Source organism: Pseudacidovorax sp. 1753, from assembly GCF_040544975.1.
Classification (GTDB): domain Bacteria; phylum Pseudomonadota; class Gammaproteobacteria; order Burkholderiales; family Burkholderiaceae_C; genus Xenophilus.
The window spans coordinates 213,744-229,743 of the sequence record NZ_JBEPKY010000011.1; the positions used below are offsets into that span (position 1 = coordinate 213,744).

At 69.4% G+C, this 16,000-nt stretch carries 18 protein-coding genes; 14 read left to right on the forward strand and 4 right to left on the reverse strand.

The genetic code is table 11. The features are described 5' to 3' along the window. Window positions 1-144 precede the first annotated feature (144 nt). A complete protein-coding gene (locus tag ABIC63_RS15760) occupies window positions 145-780 on the forward strand; it encodes a c-type cytochrome (RefSeq protein WP_354320439.1) in 636 nt (211 codons plus the stop codon). Between the two features lie 141 nt (window positions 781-921). On the opposite strand, the gene ABIC63_RS15765 is transcribed toward ABIC63_RS15760, so the two are convergent. The 3 genes from ABIC63_RS15765 to ABIC63_RS15775 form a co-directional block, all read right to left on the reverse strand. After that, window positions 922-1,455: a DUF2946 family protein gene (locus ABIC63_RS15765; RefSeq protein WP_354320440.1), complete on the reverse strand. Its 534-nt coding sequence runs from the start codon at window positions 1,453-1,455 to the stop codon at window positions 922-924. A 138-nt stretch (window positions 1,456-1,593) separates the two neighbouring features. Next, window positions 1,594-2,568 (reverse strand): YheT family hydrolase, encoded by a 975-nt coding sequence (locus ABIC63_RS15770; protein ID WP_354320441.1) that lies wholly within the window; start codon window positions 2,566-2,568, stop codon window positions 1,594-1,596. A gap of 8 nt (window positions 2,569-2,576) precedes the next feature. After that, window positions 2,577-3,029 (reverse strand): YybH family protein, encoded by a 453-nt coding sequence (locus ABIC63_RS15775; protein WP_354320442.1) that lies wholly within the window; start codon window positions 3,027-3,029, stop codon window positions 2,577-2,579. 212 nt (window positions 3,030-3,241) lie between these two features. On the opposite strand from ABIC63_RS15775, the gene rutA reads away from it, so the two are divergent. From rutA to rutF, 5 genes are read left to right on the forward strand one after another with little or no spacing between them, the layout of a single operon-like run. After that, window positions 3,242-4,363, forward strand: a complete 1,122-nt coding sequence (rutA, locus tag ABIC63_RS15780) for a pyrimidine utilization protein A (RefSeq protein WP_294367972.1) — start codon at window positions 3,242-3,244, stop codon at window positions 4,361-4,363. Between the two features lie 14 nt (window positions 4,364-4,377). Next, on the forward strand, window positions 4,378-5,169 hold the full coding sequence (gene rutB, locus ABIC63_RS15785) for a pyrimidine utilization protein B (RefSeq protein ID WP_354320443.1): 792 nt from the start codon (window positions 4,378-4,380) through the stop codon (window positions 5,167-5,169). 31 nt (window positions 5,170-5,200) lie between these two features. Beyond that, window positions 5,201-5,593 carry a pyrimidine utilization protein C gene (rutC, locus tag ABIC63_RS15790; RefSeq protein WP_294367964.1) on the forward strand — a complete coding sequence of 131 codons (393 nt, stop codon included), beginning with the start codon at window positions 5,201-5,203 and terminating at the stop codon, window positions 5,591-5,593. An 8-nt stretch (window positions 5,594-5,601) separates the two neighbouring features. After that, window positions 5,602-6,390: a pyrimidine utilization protein D gene (rutD, locus tag ABIC63_RS15795; protein ID WP_354320444.1), complete on the forward strand. Its 789-nt coding sequence runs from the start codon at window positions 5,602-5,604 to the stop codon at window positions 6,388-6,390. A 26-nt stretch (window positions 6,391-6,416) separates the two neighbouring features. After that, entirely contained in the window at window positions 6,417-6,971 is a 555-nt protein-coding gene (gene rutF, locus ABIC63_RS15800; protein ID WP_476347111.1) for an NADH-dependent FMN reductase RutF, read from the forward strand. A gap of 12 nt (window positions 6,972-6,983) precedes the next feature. Here rutF and rutR read toward each other — a convergent pair whose 3' ends face one another. Further along, on the reverse strand, window positions 6,984-7,733 hold the full coding sequence (rutR, locus tag ABIC63_RS15805; RefSeq protein ID WP_354320446.1) for an HTH-type transcriptional regulator RutR: 750 nt from the start codon (window positions 7,731-7,733) through the stop codon (window positions 6,984-6,986). Window positions 7,734-8,015: 282 nt separating this feature from the next. On the opposite strand from rutR, the gene ABIC63_RS15810 reads away from it, so the two are divergent. The 8 genes from ABIC63_RS15810 to ABIC63_RS15845 all read left to right on the forward strand — a co-directional run bounded on the left by ABIC63_RS15810 (window position 8,016) and on the right by ABIC63_RS15845 (window position 15,976). Next, the gene (locus ABIC63_RS15810; RefSeq protein WP_354320447.1) at window positions 8,016-9,008 is read left to right on the forward strand and encodes an isopenicillin N synthase family dioxygenase; all 993 of its coding nucleotides are present in this window, start codon (window positions 8,016-8,018) and stop codon (window positions 9,006-9,008) included. Continuing rightward, window positions 9,008-9,394, forward strand: coding sequence for a VOC family protein (locus ABIC63_RS15815; protein WP_043113989.1), 387 nt, complete (start codon window positions 9,008-9,010; stop codon window positions 9,392-9,394). Before ABIC63_RS15810 ends, ABIC63_RS15815 begins: the two co-directional genes overlap by 1 nt. 104 nt (window positions 9,395-9,498) lie before the next feature. After that, window positions 9,499-10,596: a BMP family ABC transporter substrate-binding protein gene (locus tag ABIC63_RS15820; protein WP_354320448.1), complete on the forward strand. Its 1,098-nt coding sequence runs from the start codon at window positions 9,499-9,501 to the stop codon at window positions 10,594-10,596. A gap of 118 nt (window positions 10,597-10,714) precedes the next feature. Further along, the gene (locus tag ABIC63_RS15825; protein ID WP_354320449.1) at window positions 10,715-12,220 is read left to right on the forward strand and encodes an ABC transporter ATP-binding protein; all 1,506 of its coding nucleotides are present in this window, start codon (window positions 10,715-10,717) and stop codon (window positions 12,218-12,220) included. Beyond that, window positions 12,213-13,343, forward strand: a complete 1,131-nt coding sequence (locus tag ABIC63_RS15830) for an ABC transporter permease (protein WP_354320450.1) — start codon at window positions 12,213-12,215, stop codon at window positions 13,341-13,343. Before ABIC63_RS15825 ends, ABIC63_RS15830 begins: the two co-directional genes overlap by 8 nt. 1 nt (window position 13,344) lies before the next feature. Continuing rightward, window positions 13,345-14,289: an ABC transporter permease gene (locus ABIC63_RS15835; protein ID WP_354320451.1), complete on the forward strand. Its 945-nt coding sequence runs from the start codon at window positions 13,345-13,347 to the stop codon at window positions 14,287-14,289. Then, window positions 14,289-14,996, forward strand: a complete 708-nt coding sequence (locus tag ABIC63_RS15840) for a cysteine hydrolase family protein (RefSeq protein ID WP_354320452.1) — start codon at window positions 14,289-14,291, stop codon at window positions 14,994-14,996. The genes ABIC63_RS15835 and ABIC63_RS15840 overlap by 1 nt, the downstream gene beginning before the upstream one ends. Continuing rightward, complete coding sequence (locus tag ABIC63_RS15845; protein WP_354320453.1) at window positions 14,993-15,976, forward strand: isopenicillin N synthase family dioxygenase; 984 nt, start codon at window positions 14,993-14,995, stop codon at window positions 15,974-15,976. Before ABIC63_RS15840 ends, ABIC63_RS15845 begins: the two co-directional genes overlap by 4 nt. The last annotated feature ends 24 nt before the right edge of the window (window positions 15,977-16,000 follow it).

A 16,000-nucleotide genomic window follows, 5' to 3' on the forward strand; every position in this document is an offset into this window, starting at 1 on the left:
CGGGCCGATCGCTGATCTGCATCAGGAGTCCTTCTTTCGGGGAGTGTGCGGGGGTTATCCCGGGTCAGCCGGGGCCTGTCCGCACACCCCCCGTCCCTATAATCGAACGCTGTTTTCCAATAGCCCCCGATACCGAGGACAGCGATGAGCGAGAGCGCGCAAAACCCGGCTCCGGCCACCGAAGAGGCGCATACGGGCCCGATCAAGAATCCCAAGCAGCTGATGCTCGCGGTCCTCTTCGGCTTCGTGGCCCCCATCCTCATCATTGCGGGGCTGGTCTTCTTCGTGGTGTCCGGGCTCAAGCCCTCCGGTGCGGCCACCGGCGACAACATGAACCTCTACGGCGTCAGCCAGGACGCCCGCGACCGCGATGTCGCCGAGCGCATCCGCAAAGTGGGCATGGTCGAGATCCGCGACGCCAACCGCCCGCTCGCCAACGGCGAGACCGTCTTCAAGACCCAATGCGCCGCCTGCCACGGCAGCCCCGGCATTCCTGGCGCGCCGCACTTCGGCGATGCCGCGGCCTGGGCCCCTCGCATCGGCCAGGGCCTGGCCACGCTGACCGAGCATGCGCTCAAGGGCAAGGGCGCCATGCCGCCCCAGGGTGGCGGCGACTTCAGCGATGTGGAGATCAGCCGTGCGGCGGCCTACATGGCCAACTCGGGCGGCGCCAAGTTCGAGGAGCCTGCTGCGCCGGCCGCCGCTGCGCCGGTGGGCGATGCATCGGCCACGTCGGCCGCAGCCCCTGCGGCAGCGGGCGCGATGCCGGCCAAGCAATAAAGAGCGCAGACCCCCAGGCCTTCGGGCCTCCTCGAAAGCCGGCATCCGCCGGCTTTTTCGTTGGTGGCGCTGCAGCAGCGGCGATGTGCCCGCGCTTCGGCTTAGCGCAAGGCGCGTCTCGCGGCGCCTGCTCGCCGCGCGTCAAGCCTTGCTTCGGGCCGCTGCCGGACTGCGGACGAAGCCGAAACGCGTCGGCAGTTCGGAGGCCGACACTTCCTCGGGCGCCGGCCAGACGCCCTGCTCGAGCGCGTCGGCCGCCAGGCCCATGTCCTGCGAATGGACGATGCCCAGGCCGACCGGTGCTGCGACATAGAGGCGCCCTTCCGCATCCAGCAGCACGCGCTGCAATTCGCCCGCCAGTCCGGTGTGCGCCTGGAGCGAAAAGTCGTCCATCACGCGCCACACCAGCGGCACGGCCTCCAGTTCCACGTACACCCGCTGCGGCCCGTTCTGGAAGAACCACTGGCCCGTGGCGTCCGGCTCGTAGTTGCGCTGGATGAAATCGATCAGCTTGTCATGCCGCAGCAGCGATCCCTTGCTTTGGGGGAAGGGGCCGGCCGCCTGCGTGGGGTCATCGCGCATGTACCACTGGCCGCGTGCATCGAGGCCCAGCCAACCGTAGCAGTGGGGCACGTTGGGCCACTTGGCCAGTGCCTGTTTGACGATGTCATCCATGGCGGCATTCTCCGCGCCGAAGTTGCCATGCGGTGTCGCCCATGCCGCCATCGCGGGTGAGCCGAGGCCGACAGCGCTATCGAGGCTGAAGGTCGGACTGGCAGCCGACGGGAGCCGGCCTCGTGCACCCGCGAGAGGTCAGCGATGCGCCAGCAGCCAGTCCACCACGGCCTGCGGCATCGTCTGCACATGACCCGGCCACCCCCCCTGCGGAAAACCGACATGGCCGCCGTGGAGCGGCTGCCAGAGAGTCACCCGCGGATTGGTCACCCGCGCCGGCACCGGGAGGCTCTCGCCGGGCACGAACGGGTCGTTGCGGGCATTGAGCACCAGCGCCGGAATGCGGATGTCGCCCAGCCGCGGCCCGGCCGCCGCGCGGGCGTAGTAGTCCGCCGCGTCCTTGAAGCCGTGAAGGGGCGCGGTGAACAGATCGTCGAACTCGCGCAGACGACGCGCGGCGCGCAGCCGGTGGGCATCAAACAGGCCCGGATGCTGCACCAGCTTGGCCAGCGCCTTGGGCTTCATGGTCGAGAGGAACATGCGCTCATACACCAGCCGGTTGAAGCCGCGTCCGATGGCATCGGCGCCGGCGGCCAGGTCCAGCGGCGCGCTCACGCCGGCCACGGCCTGCGCCACGGCCGCCGCGCTGTCGCCGGCCTCCTCGGCCCAGCGTAGCAGCGCATTGCCGCCCAACGAGACGCCCACGGCCAGCACGCCGGCCGGGCTGCGTTCGCGCAGACGCGCCAGCACCCAGCCCACCTCTTCATGGTCGCCCGAGTGGTAGGCCCGCGGTCCGAGGTTCAGCTCACCGCTGCAGCCGCGGAAATGCGGCACCGCGAAGCCGAGTCCACGCTCGCGCGCCACCGCCGCCAGCGCCTCGGCATAGTGGCTGCGCGACGAGCCTTCGAGGCCGTGGAAGAGCACAAGCAGCGGCGCCATGGCCGGATCGGCCGCGTCCTGGAAGTCCACATCGACGAAGTCGCCGTCCGGCGCGTTCCAGCGCTCGCGCCGGTACACCGGGGCGGCGCCCGTGTAGCGGCGGCCGAAGAGGGCCGGCCAGATGGTCTGCGCATTGCCGCCCGGCAGCCAGCGGGGCGCGACGAAGGCCTGCATCCGAAGGGTCAGTGCAGCAGGCCCGGGACTTCCACCGCGTCGTCGGGCTCGCGCGAGGTGCCAGGGCTGGCATGGTGCGCCACCAGTCGCCAGCCCATCTCGGTCTTGAGGTACACGTTGGTCGCCAGCACGAACGCATGGCGCGGGCCTTCGGCGGTGAGCACCTCGATGCGCTCGAGCACGTTGTGCACGCTGGCGCCCAGGGCTTCGACGCGGCGCACATGCGAAGGCCGCGCATGCACGGCACCGCCGTTGGCGAACATCTGCTCGAAGGCGCTGCGGATGGCGGCCACGCCCACCAGGCGCGGCCCGCCGGGGTGGACGCAGAACACGTCTTCCTCATCCGCCCAGCAGGCCATCAATGCATCGGCGTCGCCGCGCTGCAGCGCGTCATAGAAGGCGGCCTCCAGGTCGTCGGCGGTGCCGCCCAGGGCGGCGGGGTATCGGGTTTTGCTGGGCATGGCAGCCGCGATTCTGCCGCTGCGCACGCACCACGGCCCGGCATGCGGCGCACCACCTTGCCGCGCACTCGCCCAGCGCGGCGAACCGTTTTGGACCATTTGGTCAAAACATGCACCGCCTTTTTCGATCAAGTCCTTGATGTGGAACAGGAAAACGGCATTGGCACAGCGCATGCAAACCCGCCGGCAATCCCATCCTGGAGTCCACCCACATGAAAGTCGGCGTCTTCATCCCCATCGGCAACAACGGCTGGCTGCTGTCGCAGAACGCGCCGCAGTACAAGCCCAGCTTCGAGCTGAACAAGACCATCACCCTCAAGGCCGAGCACTACGGCCTGGACTTCGCGCTGTCCATGATCAAGCTGCGCGGCTTCGGCGGAAAGACGGAGTTCTGGGACCACAACCTGGAGTCCTTCACGCTGATGTCGGGCCTGGCGGCCGTGACGACGAAGATCAAGCTCTTCGCCACCGCCGCCTCGCTGGTGATGCCGCCGGCCATCGTGGCACGCATGGCCTCGACCATCGACAGCATCTCCAATGGCCGCTTCGGCCTGAACCTGGTGACCGGCTGGCAGCGGCCCGAGTACTCGCAGATGGGCATGTGGCCCGGCGACGAGTTCTTCGCCACCCGCTACGAATACCTGTCCGAATACATCCAGGTGCTGCGCGACCTGTGGGGCAAGGGGCAGTCGGACTTCAAGGGCGCCCACTTCAAGATGGACGACTGCCGCCTGAGCCCGCAGCCGCAGGCGCCCATGAAGGTGATCTGCGCCGGCCAGAGCGATGCCGGCATGGCCTTCTCGGCCAAGTACGCCGACTACAACTTCTGCTTCGGCAAGGGCGTGAACACGCCCAAGGCCTTCGCGCCGGCGGCGCAGAAGCTGATCGAGGCCACCGCCAAGACCGGTCGCCACGTGACGACCTACGTGCTCATCATGGTGATCGCCGCCGAGACCGACGAAGCCGCCTTCGCCAAGTGGGAGCACTACAAGGCCGGCGCCGACACCGACGCCATCGCCTGGATGGCGCAGCAGGGCGCGGCCGACACCAAGTCCGGCGGTGACACCAACGTGCGCCAGATGACCGATGCCACCTCGCCCTCGGCAGTGAACATCAACATGGGCACGCTGGTGGGCTCCTACGCCAGCGTGGCCCGCATGCTCGACGAGATGGCCGAGGTGCCGGGCACCGAGGGCGTGCTGCTGACCTTCGACGACTTCGTGCAGGGCGTGGAGGACTTTGGCGAGCGCATCCAGCCGCTGATGAAGAGCCGTGTGGACGTCGACACGCCCGTGCCCTCGCAGGTGGGCGCGCCCGAGGCCCTGGCGGCTTGACGGAAGGCGGCACCATGAGCAGCACCAAGACCAATGCCACCCTGCGCTCGACCACGCCGGTCGGGCCGCCCCAGGCGCCGGGCGCACCGGCACCGACGGTGATTCCTTCGCGCCCCGAGCCCCTGGCCCTCGTGCCCACCCAGACTGCGCTGATCGTGGTCGACATGCAGAACGCCTACGCCTCGCTGGGCGGCTACGTGGACTCGGCCGGCTTCGACATCTCGGGCGCGCAGGGCACCATCGCCGGGATCGTGCGTGCCATCGAGGCGGCGCGCACCGCGGGCATGCTCATCGTCTTCCTGCAGAACGGCTGGGACGCGAAGTATGTGGAAGCCGGCGGCCCCGGCTCGCCCAACTGGCACAAGTCCAACGCGCTCAAGACCATGCGCGCCAAGCCCGAACTGCAGGGCCGCTTCCTGGCCAAGGGCGGCTGGGACTACGAACTCATCGACGCGATGAAGCCGCAGCCCGGCGACATCGTGATTCCCAAGACGCGCTACAGCGGCTTCTTCAACAGCACGCTGGACAGCAGCCTGCGCGCCCGCGGCATCCGCAGCCTGGTGTTCACCGGCATCGCCACCAACGTGTGCGTGGAGTCGTCGCTGCGCGACGCCTTCCACCTGGAGTACTTCTCGCTGATGCTGGAAGACGCCACCCACGAGCTGGGCGGCGCCGCGATCCAGCAGGCCACGGTCTACAACGTCGAGACCTTCTTCGGCTGGGTGTCGACGGTGGACGCGTTCTGCCAGGCCCTCACTCCCGCCACCGCCGCCGCACCTGCCAAGCCCGAGACGGCCGCGGCCTGATCCCTCGTTCATCCCACTCTGGAGTCCCTTCATGCCCAAGGAAGCCATCATCCCTCCCGGCACCAGCACCCCCATCGCGCCCTTCGTGCCCGGCACGCTGGCCGACGGGGTCGTCTATGTCTCGGGCACCCTGCCCTTCGACAAGGACAACAACGTGGTGCACGTCGGCGATGCCACCGCCCAGACGCGCCATGTGCTGGAGACCATCAAGGGCGTCATCGAGGCCGCTGGCGGCACGATGGACGACGTCACCTTCAACATGATCTTCGTCACCGACTGGGCCAACTATGCCAAGGTCAACGCGGTGTATGCCGAGTACTTCCCGGGCACCAAGCCCGCGCGCTACTGCATTCAGTGCGGGCTGGTGAAGCCCGACGCGCTGGTGGAGATCGCCTCCATCGCCCACGTCGGCAAGAAGGCCTGAGCCGCGCCATGGCGCTGTACCACGAGGTGCACGGCGAAGGCCGCCCCGGCGCGCCCAGCGTGCTGCTGTCCTCGGGCCTGGGTGGCTCGGCCGGTTTCTGGAAGCCGCAGATCCCGGCGCTGGTCGAGGCCGGCTGGCGCGTGGTGGCCTACGACCAGCGCGGCACCGGTCGCAGCCCGGCCGACCTGCCCGCCGACTACGCCATCGCCGACATGGCCCGCGACGTGGCCGAGGTGATGGACGCCACCGGCACCGAACGCTGCCATCTCGTGGGCCATGCCCTGGGCGGCCTGGTGGGCCTGCAACTGGCGCTGGATGCGCCGACCCGCGTGGCCAGCCTGGTGCTGATCAACGCCTGGTCGCGGCCCAACCCGCATTCGGCGCGCTGCTTCGACGCCCGCCTTGCGCTGCTGGGCGCCTGCGGGCCTCGCGCCTATGTGGAGGCGCAGCCCATCTTCCTGTACCCCGCCGACTGGGCTGCGGCCCACGCGGCCGACGTGCAGGCCGAGGTGGACCATGCCTTCGCACACTTCCCCGGCGAGGCCAACATGCGCGCCCGCATCGGCGCGCTGCGCGCCTTCGACGTGGATGCACGCCTGTCCGAGATCGCCGTGCCCGCGCTGGTCGCCTGCGCGCAGGACGACGTGCTGGTGCCGTGGACGATGTCCCAGCGCCTGGCCGAGGGCCTGCCTCAGGCCCTGCTCGATCACAGCCCGCACGGCGGCCATGCGCACAGCGTGACCGCTCCTGCCGCGTTCAACGCGGCCCTGCTCGGCTTCCTGTCGCGTCAGCACTGACCCTTCTTCTCTTCCGGCTTCCGATGATGATGTCCACCGCCCCCGCTCCTACCGCTGCCGCGGCCCTGCAGGCCCTGGCCGCCACGCCACCCGAACGCGGCGACTACCGCAACGCCATGGCCCGCCTGGGCGCGGCCGTGAACGTCATCACCACCGATGGTCCCGCGGGGCGTGCGGGCTTCACCGCCTCGGCCGTGTGCAGCGTGACCGACGAGCCGCCCACGCTGCTCGTCTGCCTGAACCGCAGCGCCTCGGTGTATCCCATCTTCCAGGCCAACGGCGTGCTGTGCGTGAACGTGCTGGGCGCCGGTCAGCAGCAGCTGTCCAACCTGTTCGGTGGCAAGACGCCCATGGACGAGCGATTCGCCGCGGCCGAGTGGCAGATGAGCCGAAGCGGCGTGCCGGTGCTGGCCGAAGCGGCAGCCGCCTTCGAGTGCCGCGTGGTCAATCGCACCGAGGTGGGCACGCATGACGTGCTGTTCTGCGAAGTGGATGCGGTGCGCCTGGGCAACGCCGCCCATGGCCTGGTGTACTTCGACCGGCGCTACCACGACCTGCTGCCGCAAGCCGCCGCGCACTGAGCAGACTCGGCCTCAAGCGGCCAGCGGCGCCGCCATGGCCTCGGCTGGGGGCGCACTGATTCCATCCAGCACCAGGCGCTGAACGTTCTCTACCGTCTCCTCGAAGAAGGCCGCGTCCTGCAGCGTGCGGCCGGCGATGGCCTGCACCTGCACGGCGAAGTCGGCGTAGTGCTGCGTCAGCGCCCAGAGGCCGAAGATCAGGTGATGCGGCGCCACCGGCCGCAGCCGGCCCGAGCGCACCCATTCGGCGATCACTTCGGACTTGCGTTCCACCAGCGTGCGCAGCTCCAGCGCCAGTTCTTCGTGCAGCAGCGGCGCGCCCTGGATCATCTCCAGGCAGAACAGACGTGAGGCATCGGGCTGGTCGCGCGAGATCACCAGCTTGCGGCGGATGTAGCTGGCAATGGCTTCGCGCGGATCCTGCTCAGCGCTGAAGCCGCGCAGCGGCTCCAGCCACACCTGCAGCAGCTCGCGCAGCACGCTCACATAGAGCTCTTCCTTGTTGGCGAAGTAATAGAGCAGGTTGCTTTTGGAGACATCGGCGCGTGCGGCCACCTGGTCGACGCTGGTGCCGTGTAGGCCATAACGCGAGAACAGGCCGAGCGCGGCCGACAGGATCACGCTGCGCTTGTCCTCGGCCTGCCGCGGCCGGCGTGCGGCCCGCTTGCCGGCTGCGGGCGCCACCTTCGTGCCCACGGGTTCTGCTTTGCGCTTGCGCACCTCGGCCGGCGCCTTCTTCTTCGCCGCGGGTGGTCTGGCCATCGGGCTTCCCTTTCCTTTCGTTGTTGTGGGCGTGTGTCGTTGGGGTCGGCAACGGCCCGCCTGTACCGGCCATTGCGAATCGCGTACCAGCCTGCACGCACCAGCAACGGGCTTCGCGCACCGCTCATTTGTCTTGACCTGCACCAAGACACCGCAGCGCGGCCGAATGGCGTGCATACGGCGCATCGTACGCAGCCCGGCCGGCGTTTGTCCATTTGGTCCAACTGGCACGGTCGTTGCAAACGGGCCCTGCAGTACCTCTTCCGTGCATCGAGACGCCCCATGACCCTGATGACCGTTCCCATCATCGACCTCGCGCCCTACTTCTCGGGCACGGCCGCGGAGAAGGCCGCGCTGGCCCGCCAGGTGGACGAGGCCTGCCGCAGCATCGGCTTCCTGGTGATCACGCACCATGGCATCGACCCGGCACTCATCGCCCGCGTCTCATCCCTCTCGCGGCAGTTCTTCGACATGCCGCTGGGGGAAAAGCGCAAGGTGGACCGCCCGCGCGACGACGCCGTGCGCGGCTACAGCGCGGTGGGCGAAGAAGGCCTGTCGTACAGCCTCGAAGAGGCCTCGCCCGGCGACCTGAAGGAATCCTTCTCCATCGGCCCCTCCAACGTGCCCGATGACGAGTACCACCGGGGCCCCGCCGCCGGCCCGCACTTCGAGCCCAACAGCTGGCCCCCCATCGACGGCTTCCGCGAAGCCTACGAGCAGTACTTCGCGGCCATGAGCGATCTCTCGCGCTCGCTCATGCGCATCTTCGCGCTGGCGCTCGAACTGCCCGAGACCTACTTCGACGACAAGATCGACAAGCACATCAGCATGTTCCGCGTGCTGTCGTACCCGCCCCAGCGCGAGGCGCCGCTGCCCGGCCAGCTGCGCGCCGGCGCGCACAGCGACTACGGCAGCCTGACCATCGTGCTGCCCGACGACAAGGGCCTGCAGGTGCAGAACAAGGCGGGCGAGTGGGTGGACGTGCCGCTGGTCGAAGGCGGCCTGGTGGTCAACATCGCCGACCTGATGATGCAGTGGACCAACGACCAGTGGGTCTCCACCATGCACCGCGTGGTCAACCCGCCCTTCGAGGTGGCGCAGACCAACCGCCGGCAGTCGCTGGTGTTCTTCCACCAGCCCAACTACGACGCCATGGTCGAGTGCCTGCCCACCTGCCTGGCGCCGGGCGAGAAGGCCAAGTACGCGCCGATTTCCTCCGGCGATCACCTCACGTCCAAGTTCGTGAAGCAAACCACCTTCGGTGGCACCAAGTAATGGCACACCTGTCTTACGTCAACGTCTTCGCCAAGGACGTGGTCGCCTTGAGCGGCTTCTATCAGCGCGTGTTCGGCTTCCCGGAGATCGAGGCCATCCGCTCGCCCATCTTCCGCGGGCTGGACACGGGCAAGAGCAGCCTGGGCTTCAACGCCCTCGATGCCTACGAGTTGCTGCATCTGGCCGAGTTCTCGGACACGAAGGGCGTCAAGTTCCTGCTCAACATCGACGTCGACAGCCGCGAGGACGTGGACCGCATGGTGCCCGTCGCGCTGGAGGCCGGCGCCACGCTCATCAAGCCACCGTACGTCACCTACTACAACTGGTACCAGTCGGTGCTGCTCGACCCCGAGGGCAACGTCTTTCGCATCAACTTCATGATGTGACGCGCCCGCCGCCCGACCGGCCGGCGCCGGGGCGGCACTGTTCGTGCTTTTTCACCCTTTCCGTTTCCCATCCTCTCCCCTCTTCCTTCCTCCTGGAGGTCTCCATGTTGTCCAAGCGCTTTCCCCGCATGAGCGTGGCCCTGGCCGGCGCCGCCGTGCTGCTGTCGACGGGCACCGCCTACGCGCAGGCCGGCTTCAGCCTGAGCGGCAAGCCGGTCATCGCGATGCTGTACTACGGCCCCAAGAACGACGGCGGCTGGACGCAGGCCTTCGACGAGGCCCGCGTGAAGATCGAGGCCGCCCTCGGCCAGAAGATCCAGTTCGTGGAGAACGTGGGCGAGGACGCCTCGGTCATCAAGCCGGCGGCCGAGCGCTTCATCTCGCGCGGCGCCAACATCGTGATCGGCACCGCCTTCGGCCAGTCCGACGCCATGAAGGACCTGGCCGCCAAGTACCCCAAGGTGGCCTTCCTCAACGGCTCGGGCACCACCAACGGGCCGAACCTCGAATCCTTCTACGGCCGCACCTACGAGAGCCAGTACCTGTGCGGCATGGCCGCCGGCGCGGCCAGCAAGACGGGCAAGCTGGGCTTCGTGGCCGCCAACCCCTTCGGCGTGGTGAACTGGACCATCAACGCCTTCGCGCTGGGTGCGCAGAAGATGAACCCCAACGCCACGGTGAACGTGATCTACACCGGCACCTGGAACGATCCGGTCAAGGAACGCGCCGCCGCCACCGCGCTGATCGACCAGGGCGCCGACGTGATCGGCCAGCACGTCGATTCGCCCACGCCGCAGATCGTCGCGCAGGAGCGCGGCGTGTACGGCACCGGCCACCACCGCGACCTGCGGCAGTTCGCGCCCAAGGCCACGCTGTGCTCGTCGGTGTGGGTGTGGGACCGCTTTCTGGTGCCCGAGCTCAAGAAGATCATCGCGGGCAACTGGAAGCCCGAACCCTATGGCGCCTTCATCCCGATGAGTGGTGGCGGCACTGACATCGCCGGCTTCGGCCCGGCGGTGCCGGCCGACAAAGTCAAGGTCATCCAGGCCGAGCGCGAAGCCATCCTGAAGGGCAAGCAGGTCTACGCCGGCCCGCTGAAGGACCGCGACGGCAAGGAGCGCGTGGCCGCAGGCGCCGTGCTGTCGGATGCGGACCTCTGGAAGATGGACTGGTTCGTCAAGGGCGTGGTCACGCAGAAGTGACTCTCCCCCAGGCTCCGCGCTTTGCGCTCCGCCAACCCCCATCCGGGGGCGCCGCCTGCGGCCTGGCGAAGCCAGTTCCGCGGCGGCTGCCGGCGGTCCCTTTTCTCTTCATACGCTGATGACTGTTGACGCTCTGCGCCTTGTCGGCATTCACAAGTCCTTCGATGGGTTCAAGGCCCTGACGGACGCGTCATTTGCTGCGCGCTGGGGTGAGGTGCATGCGCTTTTGGGGGAGAACGGCGCGGGCAAGTCCTCGCTGATGAACATCGCCGCCGGGCTGTATGCGCCCGAGCAGGGCGAGCTGCTGGTGGACGACAACCCGGTGCGGCTGGCAGGGCCGCGCGCGGCGGCGGCGCTGCACATCGGCATGGTGCACCAGCACTTCAAGCTGGTGCGGCCGTTCACGGTGGCCGAGAACATCCTGCTGGGGCATCCGCTCGCGCACGCCGAGGGCAGCCACCGGCGGCGCATGGCGCAGCTGGAGCAAGAGATCGCCGCACGGGCCGCCGAGCTGGGCTTCGCCATCGACCCGCGCGCGCGCGTGGAGCGCCTTTCCATCGCCGAGCAGCAGCGCGTGGAGATCCTCAAGGTGCTGCTGGCGGGCGCGCGCATCCTGATCCTGGACGAGCCCACGGCCGTGCTCACCGACCAGGAGGCCGAGCGCCTGCTGGCCACGGTGCATGCGCTGTCGCGCCAGGGCGCCGCGGTGGCGCTGGTGACGCACAAGATGTCCGACGTGAAGACCTGGGCCGACCGCGTGACGGTGATGCGCGGCGGCCGTACGGTGGCCACGGTGGACCCCAAGGCCACACCCATCGAAGAGCTGGTGCGCCTAACCGTCGGCCAGTCGGTCGCGGCCAGCACGGCGGCCACGGAGCCCGCGATGGGCGGCGCGCCGCTGCTGACCGTCCGCGGCCTGCGCCTGCACGCCAACGGCCGGCAGGCTTTGGACGGCGTGGACCTGACCCTGCGCGCCGGCCAGATCTACGGCCTGGCCGGCGTCGGCGGCAATGGCCAGGGCGAACTGGCCGAGGCGCTGATGGGCATGGCCGAGGGGCTGGAAGGCACGATTGCGCTGGCAGGCGAAGGCGGGGCCGCGACTGGCCGCCTGCCGCACTTCGCCGCCATCCCGGCGGACCGCTACGGCCTCGCGCTCGCGGGCGGCCTGTCGGTGGTGGAGAACTTCGGCATCGGCCAGGTGCAGGCCGGCCGCTACGGCCCCGCCTGGCGGCTGGACCGGGCCCGCATGGCCGCCGACGCGCGCGAGGCCGTGAAGGCCTTCGACGTGCAGGGCGTGCGGCACCTTAACCAGAAGGCCGCGTTGCTGTCGGGTGGCAATGCGCAGAAGCTGGTGCTGGCGCGCGAGTTCGGCCGCGCGCCGCGGCTGGTGCTGGCCCACAGCCCCAGCCGCGGCCTGGATGTGCGCGCGGGGGCCGAGGTGCATGCGCGCCTGCGCGCCGCGCGCGACGCTGGCGCGGCCGTGCTGCTCATCAGCGAGGACCTGGACGAGGTGCTCGCGCTGGCCGACCGCGTGGGCGTGATGGCGCGCGGACGCATCGTGGCCGCGTTCGATCAACCCGCCGACCGCCAGGCGGTCGGCCAAGCCATGGTGAACCATGACTGATGCCGCGCTCGACGCTGCCGCCCCGGAAGCACGCGCGCGGCACGTGCCGCTCTTCGCACGCCGCTACACGCTGGAGTTGCGCCAGCAGATGGGCCTGCCCCGGCAGGCGCTGATCCTCGCGTTGGCGGTGGTCGTCGGGCTGGCCATCTCGGCCGCGATCCTGGTGGCCGCGGGCGTACCGGCCGACGAGCTGCTCAACGAGTTCATCATGCAGACGCTGGTGGATCGGCAGAGCCTGCTGGCCGTGCTCTTCCAGGCCGCGCCCATGGTCCTGGTGGGCATCGGCGCCGCCATCGCCTTCCGCGCCCGCTTCTGGAACCTGGGGCTGGAAGGCCAGATGATCTTCGGCGCCATCGGCGCGACGGCGGTGTCGATGTTCGACATCGGTCCGGCCGCGCTGCGGCTGCCGCTGATGGGCGCCGTGGCCATGGCGATGGGCATGCTCTGGGCGCTGGCGCCGGCGCTGCTCAAGCTGCGGCTGGCCGTGAACGAGATCATCGCCTCGCTGATGCTCAACTACGTGGCGGGCAACTTCCTGCTGCACCTGGTCTACGGCGCCTGGAAGGATCCGAAGGATTCCTTTCCCTACTCGCCGCAGTTCCGCGCCTTCGAGCGCTTGCCCGAATGGTTCGGCAACGTCAGCACCGCGGCCATCGGCCTGGCCGTGCTGGCGGCGCTGGTGGCGACCTGGTTCACGGGCCTGAGCCGCGCCGGCCTGTACCTGCGCTTCGTCGACGCCAACCCGCGCGTGGCGCGGGCCCTGGGTGTGCCGGTGGCGCGCATGGTGCTCACGGCGGTGCTGCTGTCGGGTGCGCTGGCAGGGCTGGCCGGCTTCGTCGTGGTGACGGGGCAGGAAGGCCGGCTCACGCAGGCCTTCTACGTGGGCTACGGCTTCTCGGGCATCCTGATCGCCTTCCTGGCGCGCAACAACCCGCTCGCGGCCAGCGTGGTGGCGGTGCTGATCGCCATGCTCTTCGTGGCGGGCCGCAACCTGCAGGTCTTCTACCAGATCCCCTTCGCGATGGTGCAGCTGATCCAGGCCATCCTGGTCATCTGCGTCGCCTCGTCGGACTTCTTCATCCGCCATCGCCTGCGGCGGATCGCATCCGCAAAAGGCAGCTGACATGGACCTGCTCGCCATCGCCACCAACTGGCTGGGCAATGCGCCCGACTTCGCGGTGCCCTATGCGCTGGCCGCGCTGGGGCTGATCCTCAGCGAGCGCGCGGGCGTGCTGTCGCTGGGCGCCGAGGGGCTGATGCTGGTCGGCGCGCTGGCCGGCATCGGCGCCATGCTGGCCTTCCACGACGCGGCCATCGCGCTGCCGCTGGCCATGCTGGCGGCGGCCGTCGTGTCGCTGCTCTTCGCCTTCATGGTGATCGTGCTGCGCATCCAGCAGGTGATCGCCGGGCTGGCGCTGGTCTTCTTCTGCCAGGGCCTGACCAGCCTGCTGGGCACGGTGTTCGACTGGACCAACAAGCCGGTGAGCAGCTTCGGGGCACTGCCGATCCCGCTGCTGTCCGAGCTGCCGCTGGTGGGGCGCCTCTTCAACCAGAACCTGATCGTGTACCTGGTGCCGCTGCTGTTCTGGGCCGCGGTGCACTGGCTCAATCGCAGCACGCCCGGCCTGCGGCTGCGCGCGGTGGGCGAGAACCCGCAGGCCGCCGATGCGGCCGGCATCCCGGTACCGCTGTGGCGCTTCGGCGCGGTGGTGGCGGGCTCGGCGCTGGTGGGGCTGGCGGGGGCCTACATCTCGGTGGTGGGCACCAAGCTGTGGATCGCGGGCATGACGGGCGGGCGCGGCTGGATCGCGGTGGCGCTGGTGATCTTCGCGCGCTGGTCGCCCTGGCGGGCGCTGGCGGGTGCGCTGCTCTTCGGCTGCATCGAGGCGCTGATTCCGCAGCTGGCCGCCGCCGGCGTGCAGCTGCCGCAGTACTTCGTGCTGATGACGCCCTACGTCGTCACGCTGGGCGTGATGGTGTGGGTGGCGCTGGCGCGCCGCGGCGGCCAGGCCGTGCACGACGAGCCCGGCGCCCTGGGCCAACCCTATCTGCGAGAGGAGCGGCGCTGATGCGTGCCTATGTCTACAACCAGCCGCGCGAGCTGGACCCGGCCCAGTTCGCCGACTACCTGGACCTGTCCCGCACCGCCGTGCTCTCGATCGACATGCACCGCGGCCACCTGGACGATTCGCCCGACTGCCCCTGCCCGGCCCCGCGGGCGCGCGACGTGGTGGCGCCCATCGATGCCTTCCACGACCAGGTGCGCGCGCTGGGCGGGCGCATCGTGCACGTCAAGTCGGTGCTGCGCGAGGGCGGCGCCGACGACATCGACGGCATCCCGGCCGCATGGCGGCGCACCTTTCCCTTGCATGTCGGTCCCATTCCCAATGCCGACGCGCATGCCATCGAGGGCTCGCCCTGGACCGAGTGGGTCACGCGCGTCGAGCCCGGTGACCTGAAGGTGGAGAACAAGCGCCGCCTGTCGGCCTTCTATCCCACCGACCTGGACTTCCTGCTGCGCAACCAGCGCATCGAGACCGTGGTGCTCGACGGCGGCTTCACCGACTGCTGCGTGCTCAACACCGCCTTCGACGCCAACAACCGCAACTACCGCGTGATCGTGCTGCAGGACCTGGTGCGGGGCACCGACGAGCCGCTGGAGCAGGCCGCGCTGGCCATGGTGTCGCTGCACCTGGGGCTGGTGATGACTTCGGCCGACCTGCTGGCCGTGTGGCGCCAGCGCGCCCTCAACCCTTCGAACAAGACCCTGTCATGAAGCACATTCCCATCGTCGACCTGCAGGGCAGTCTCGACGCCGATACCCCCGCTGCGCAGCGCAGCGCACGCGAACTGTTCGAGGCCCTGAGCCGGATCGGCTTCGCCTACATCGCCGGTCACAACGTGGCACCGGCCACGCGCGAGGCCGCCTTCGCCGCGTCGCGCGACTTCCATGCCTCCACGCTGGCGCAGAAGCAGTCGCTGGCCATCAACGCCTTCCACCGCGGCTACATGGGCATGGCCAGCTCCACCATCGTCACCTCCACCGTGGCCAAGGTGACGCGGCCCAACATGAGCGAGTCGCTGATGCTCATGCACGAGCTGCCGCCCGATGACCCGGGCCTGCTCGCCGGCCTGCCCATGCAGGGTCCCAACCAGTGGCCCGACTGGCTGCCGGGCTTCAAGCCCGCCATGCTGGCCTATGTCCGCGAGGTGGATGCGCTGGGCCGCCACATCGTGCGCCTGATCGCGCTGGCACTGGGCCTGCCGGCCACGGCGCTGGACCACCACTTCGACCATCCCACCACCTTCCTGCGCGCGCTGCACTATCCGCCGCAGCCGCCTGCGGAGGACGAGCAGATCGGCTCCGCCCCGCACACCGACTACGGAATCATCACGCTGCTGGCCCAGGACGACTCCGGCGGCCTGCAGGTGCGCCCGCGCGGCGGCGACTGGATCGAGGCGCCGCCCATCCCCGACACCTACGTGCTCAACGTGGGCGACATGCTGCAGCGCTGGACCAACGGCCGCCTGGTCTCCACGCCGCACCGCGTCATCAACCGCTCGGGCGGCGACCGCTACTCGCTGCCCTACTTCCTCGATCCGTCGATGGACACGCTCATCGAATGCCTGCCGACCTGCACCGATGCGGACCATCCGCCGCAGCACCCGCCGGTGCGCTACGGCGACTACCTGCTCGAGCGGCTCAACCGCAACTACGACTACCGCAAGCCCGCCGAGCCTGCGACCGCGGCCTGAACACCGCACGTCTGTGCCTATCTC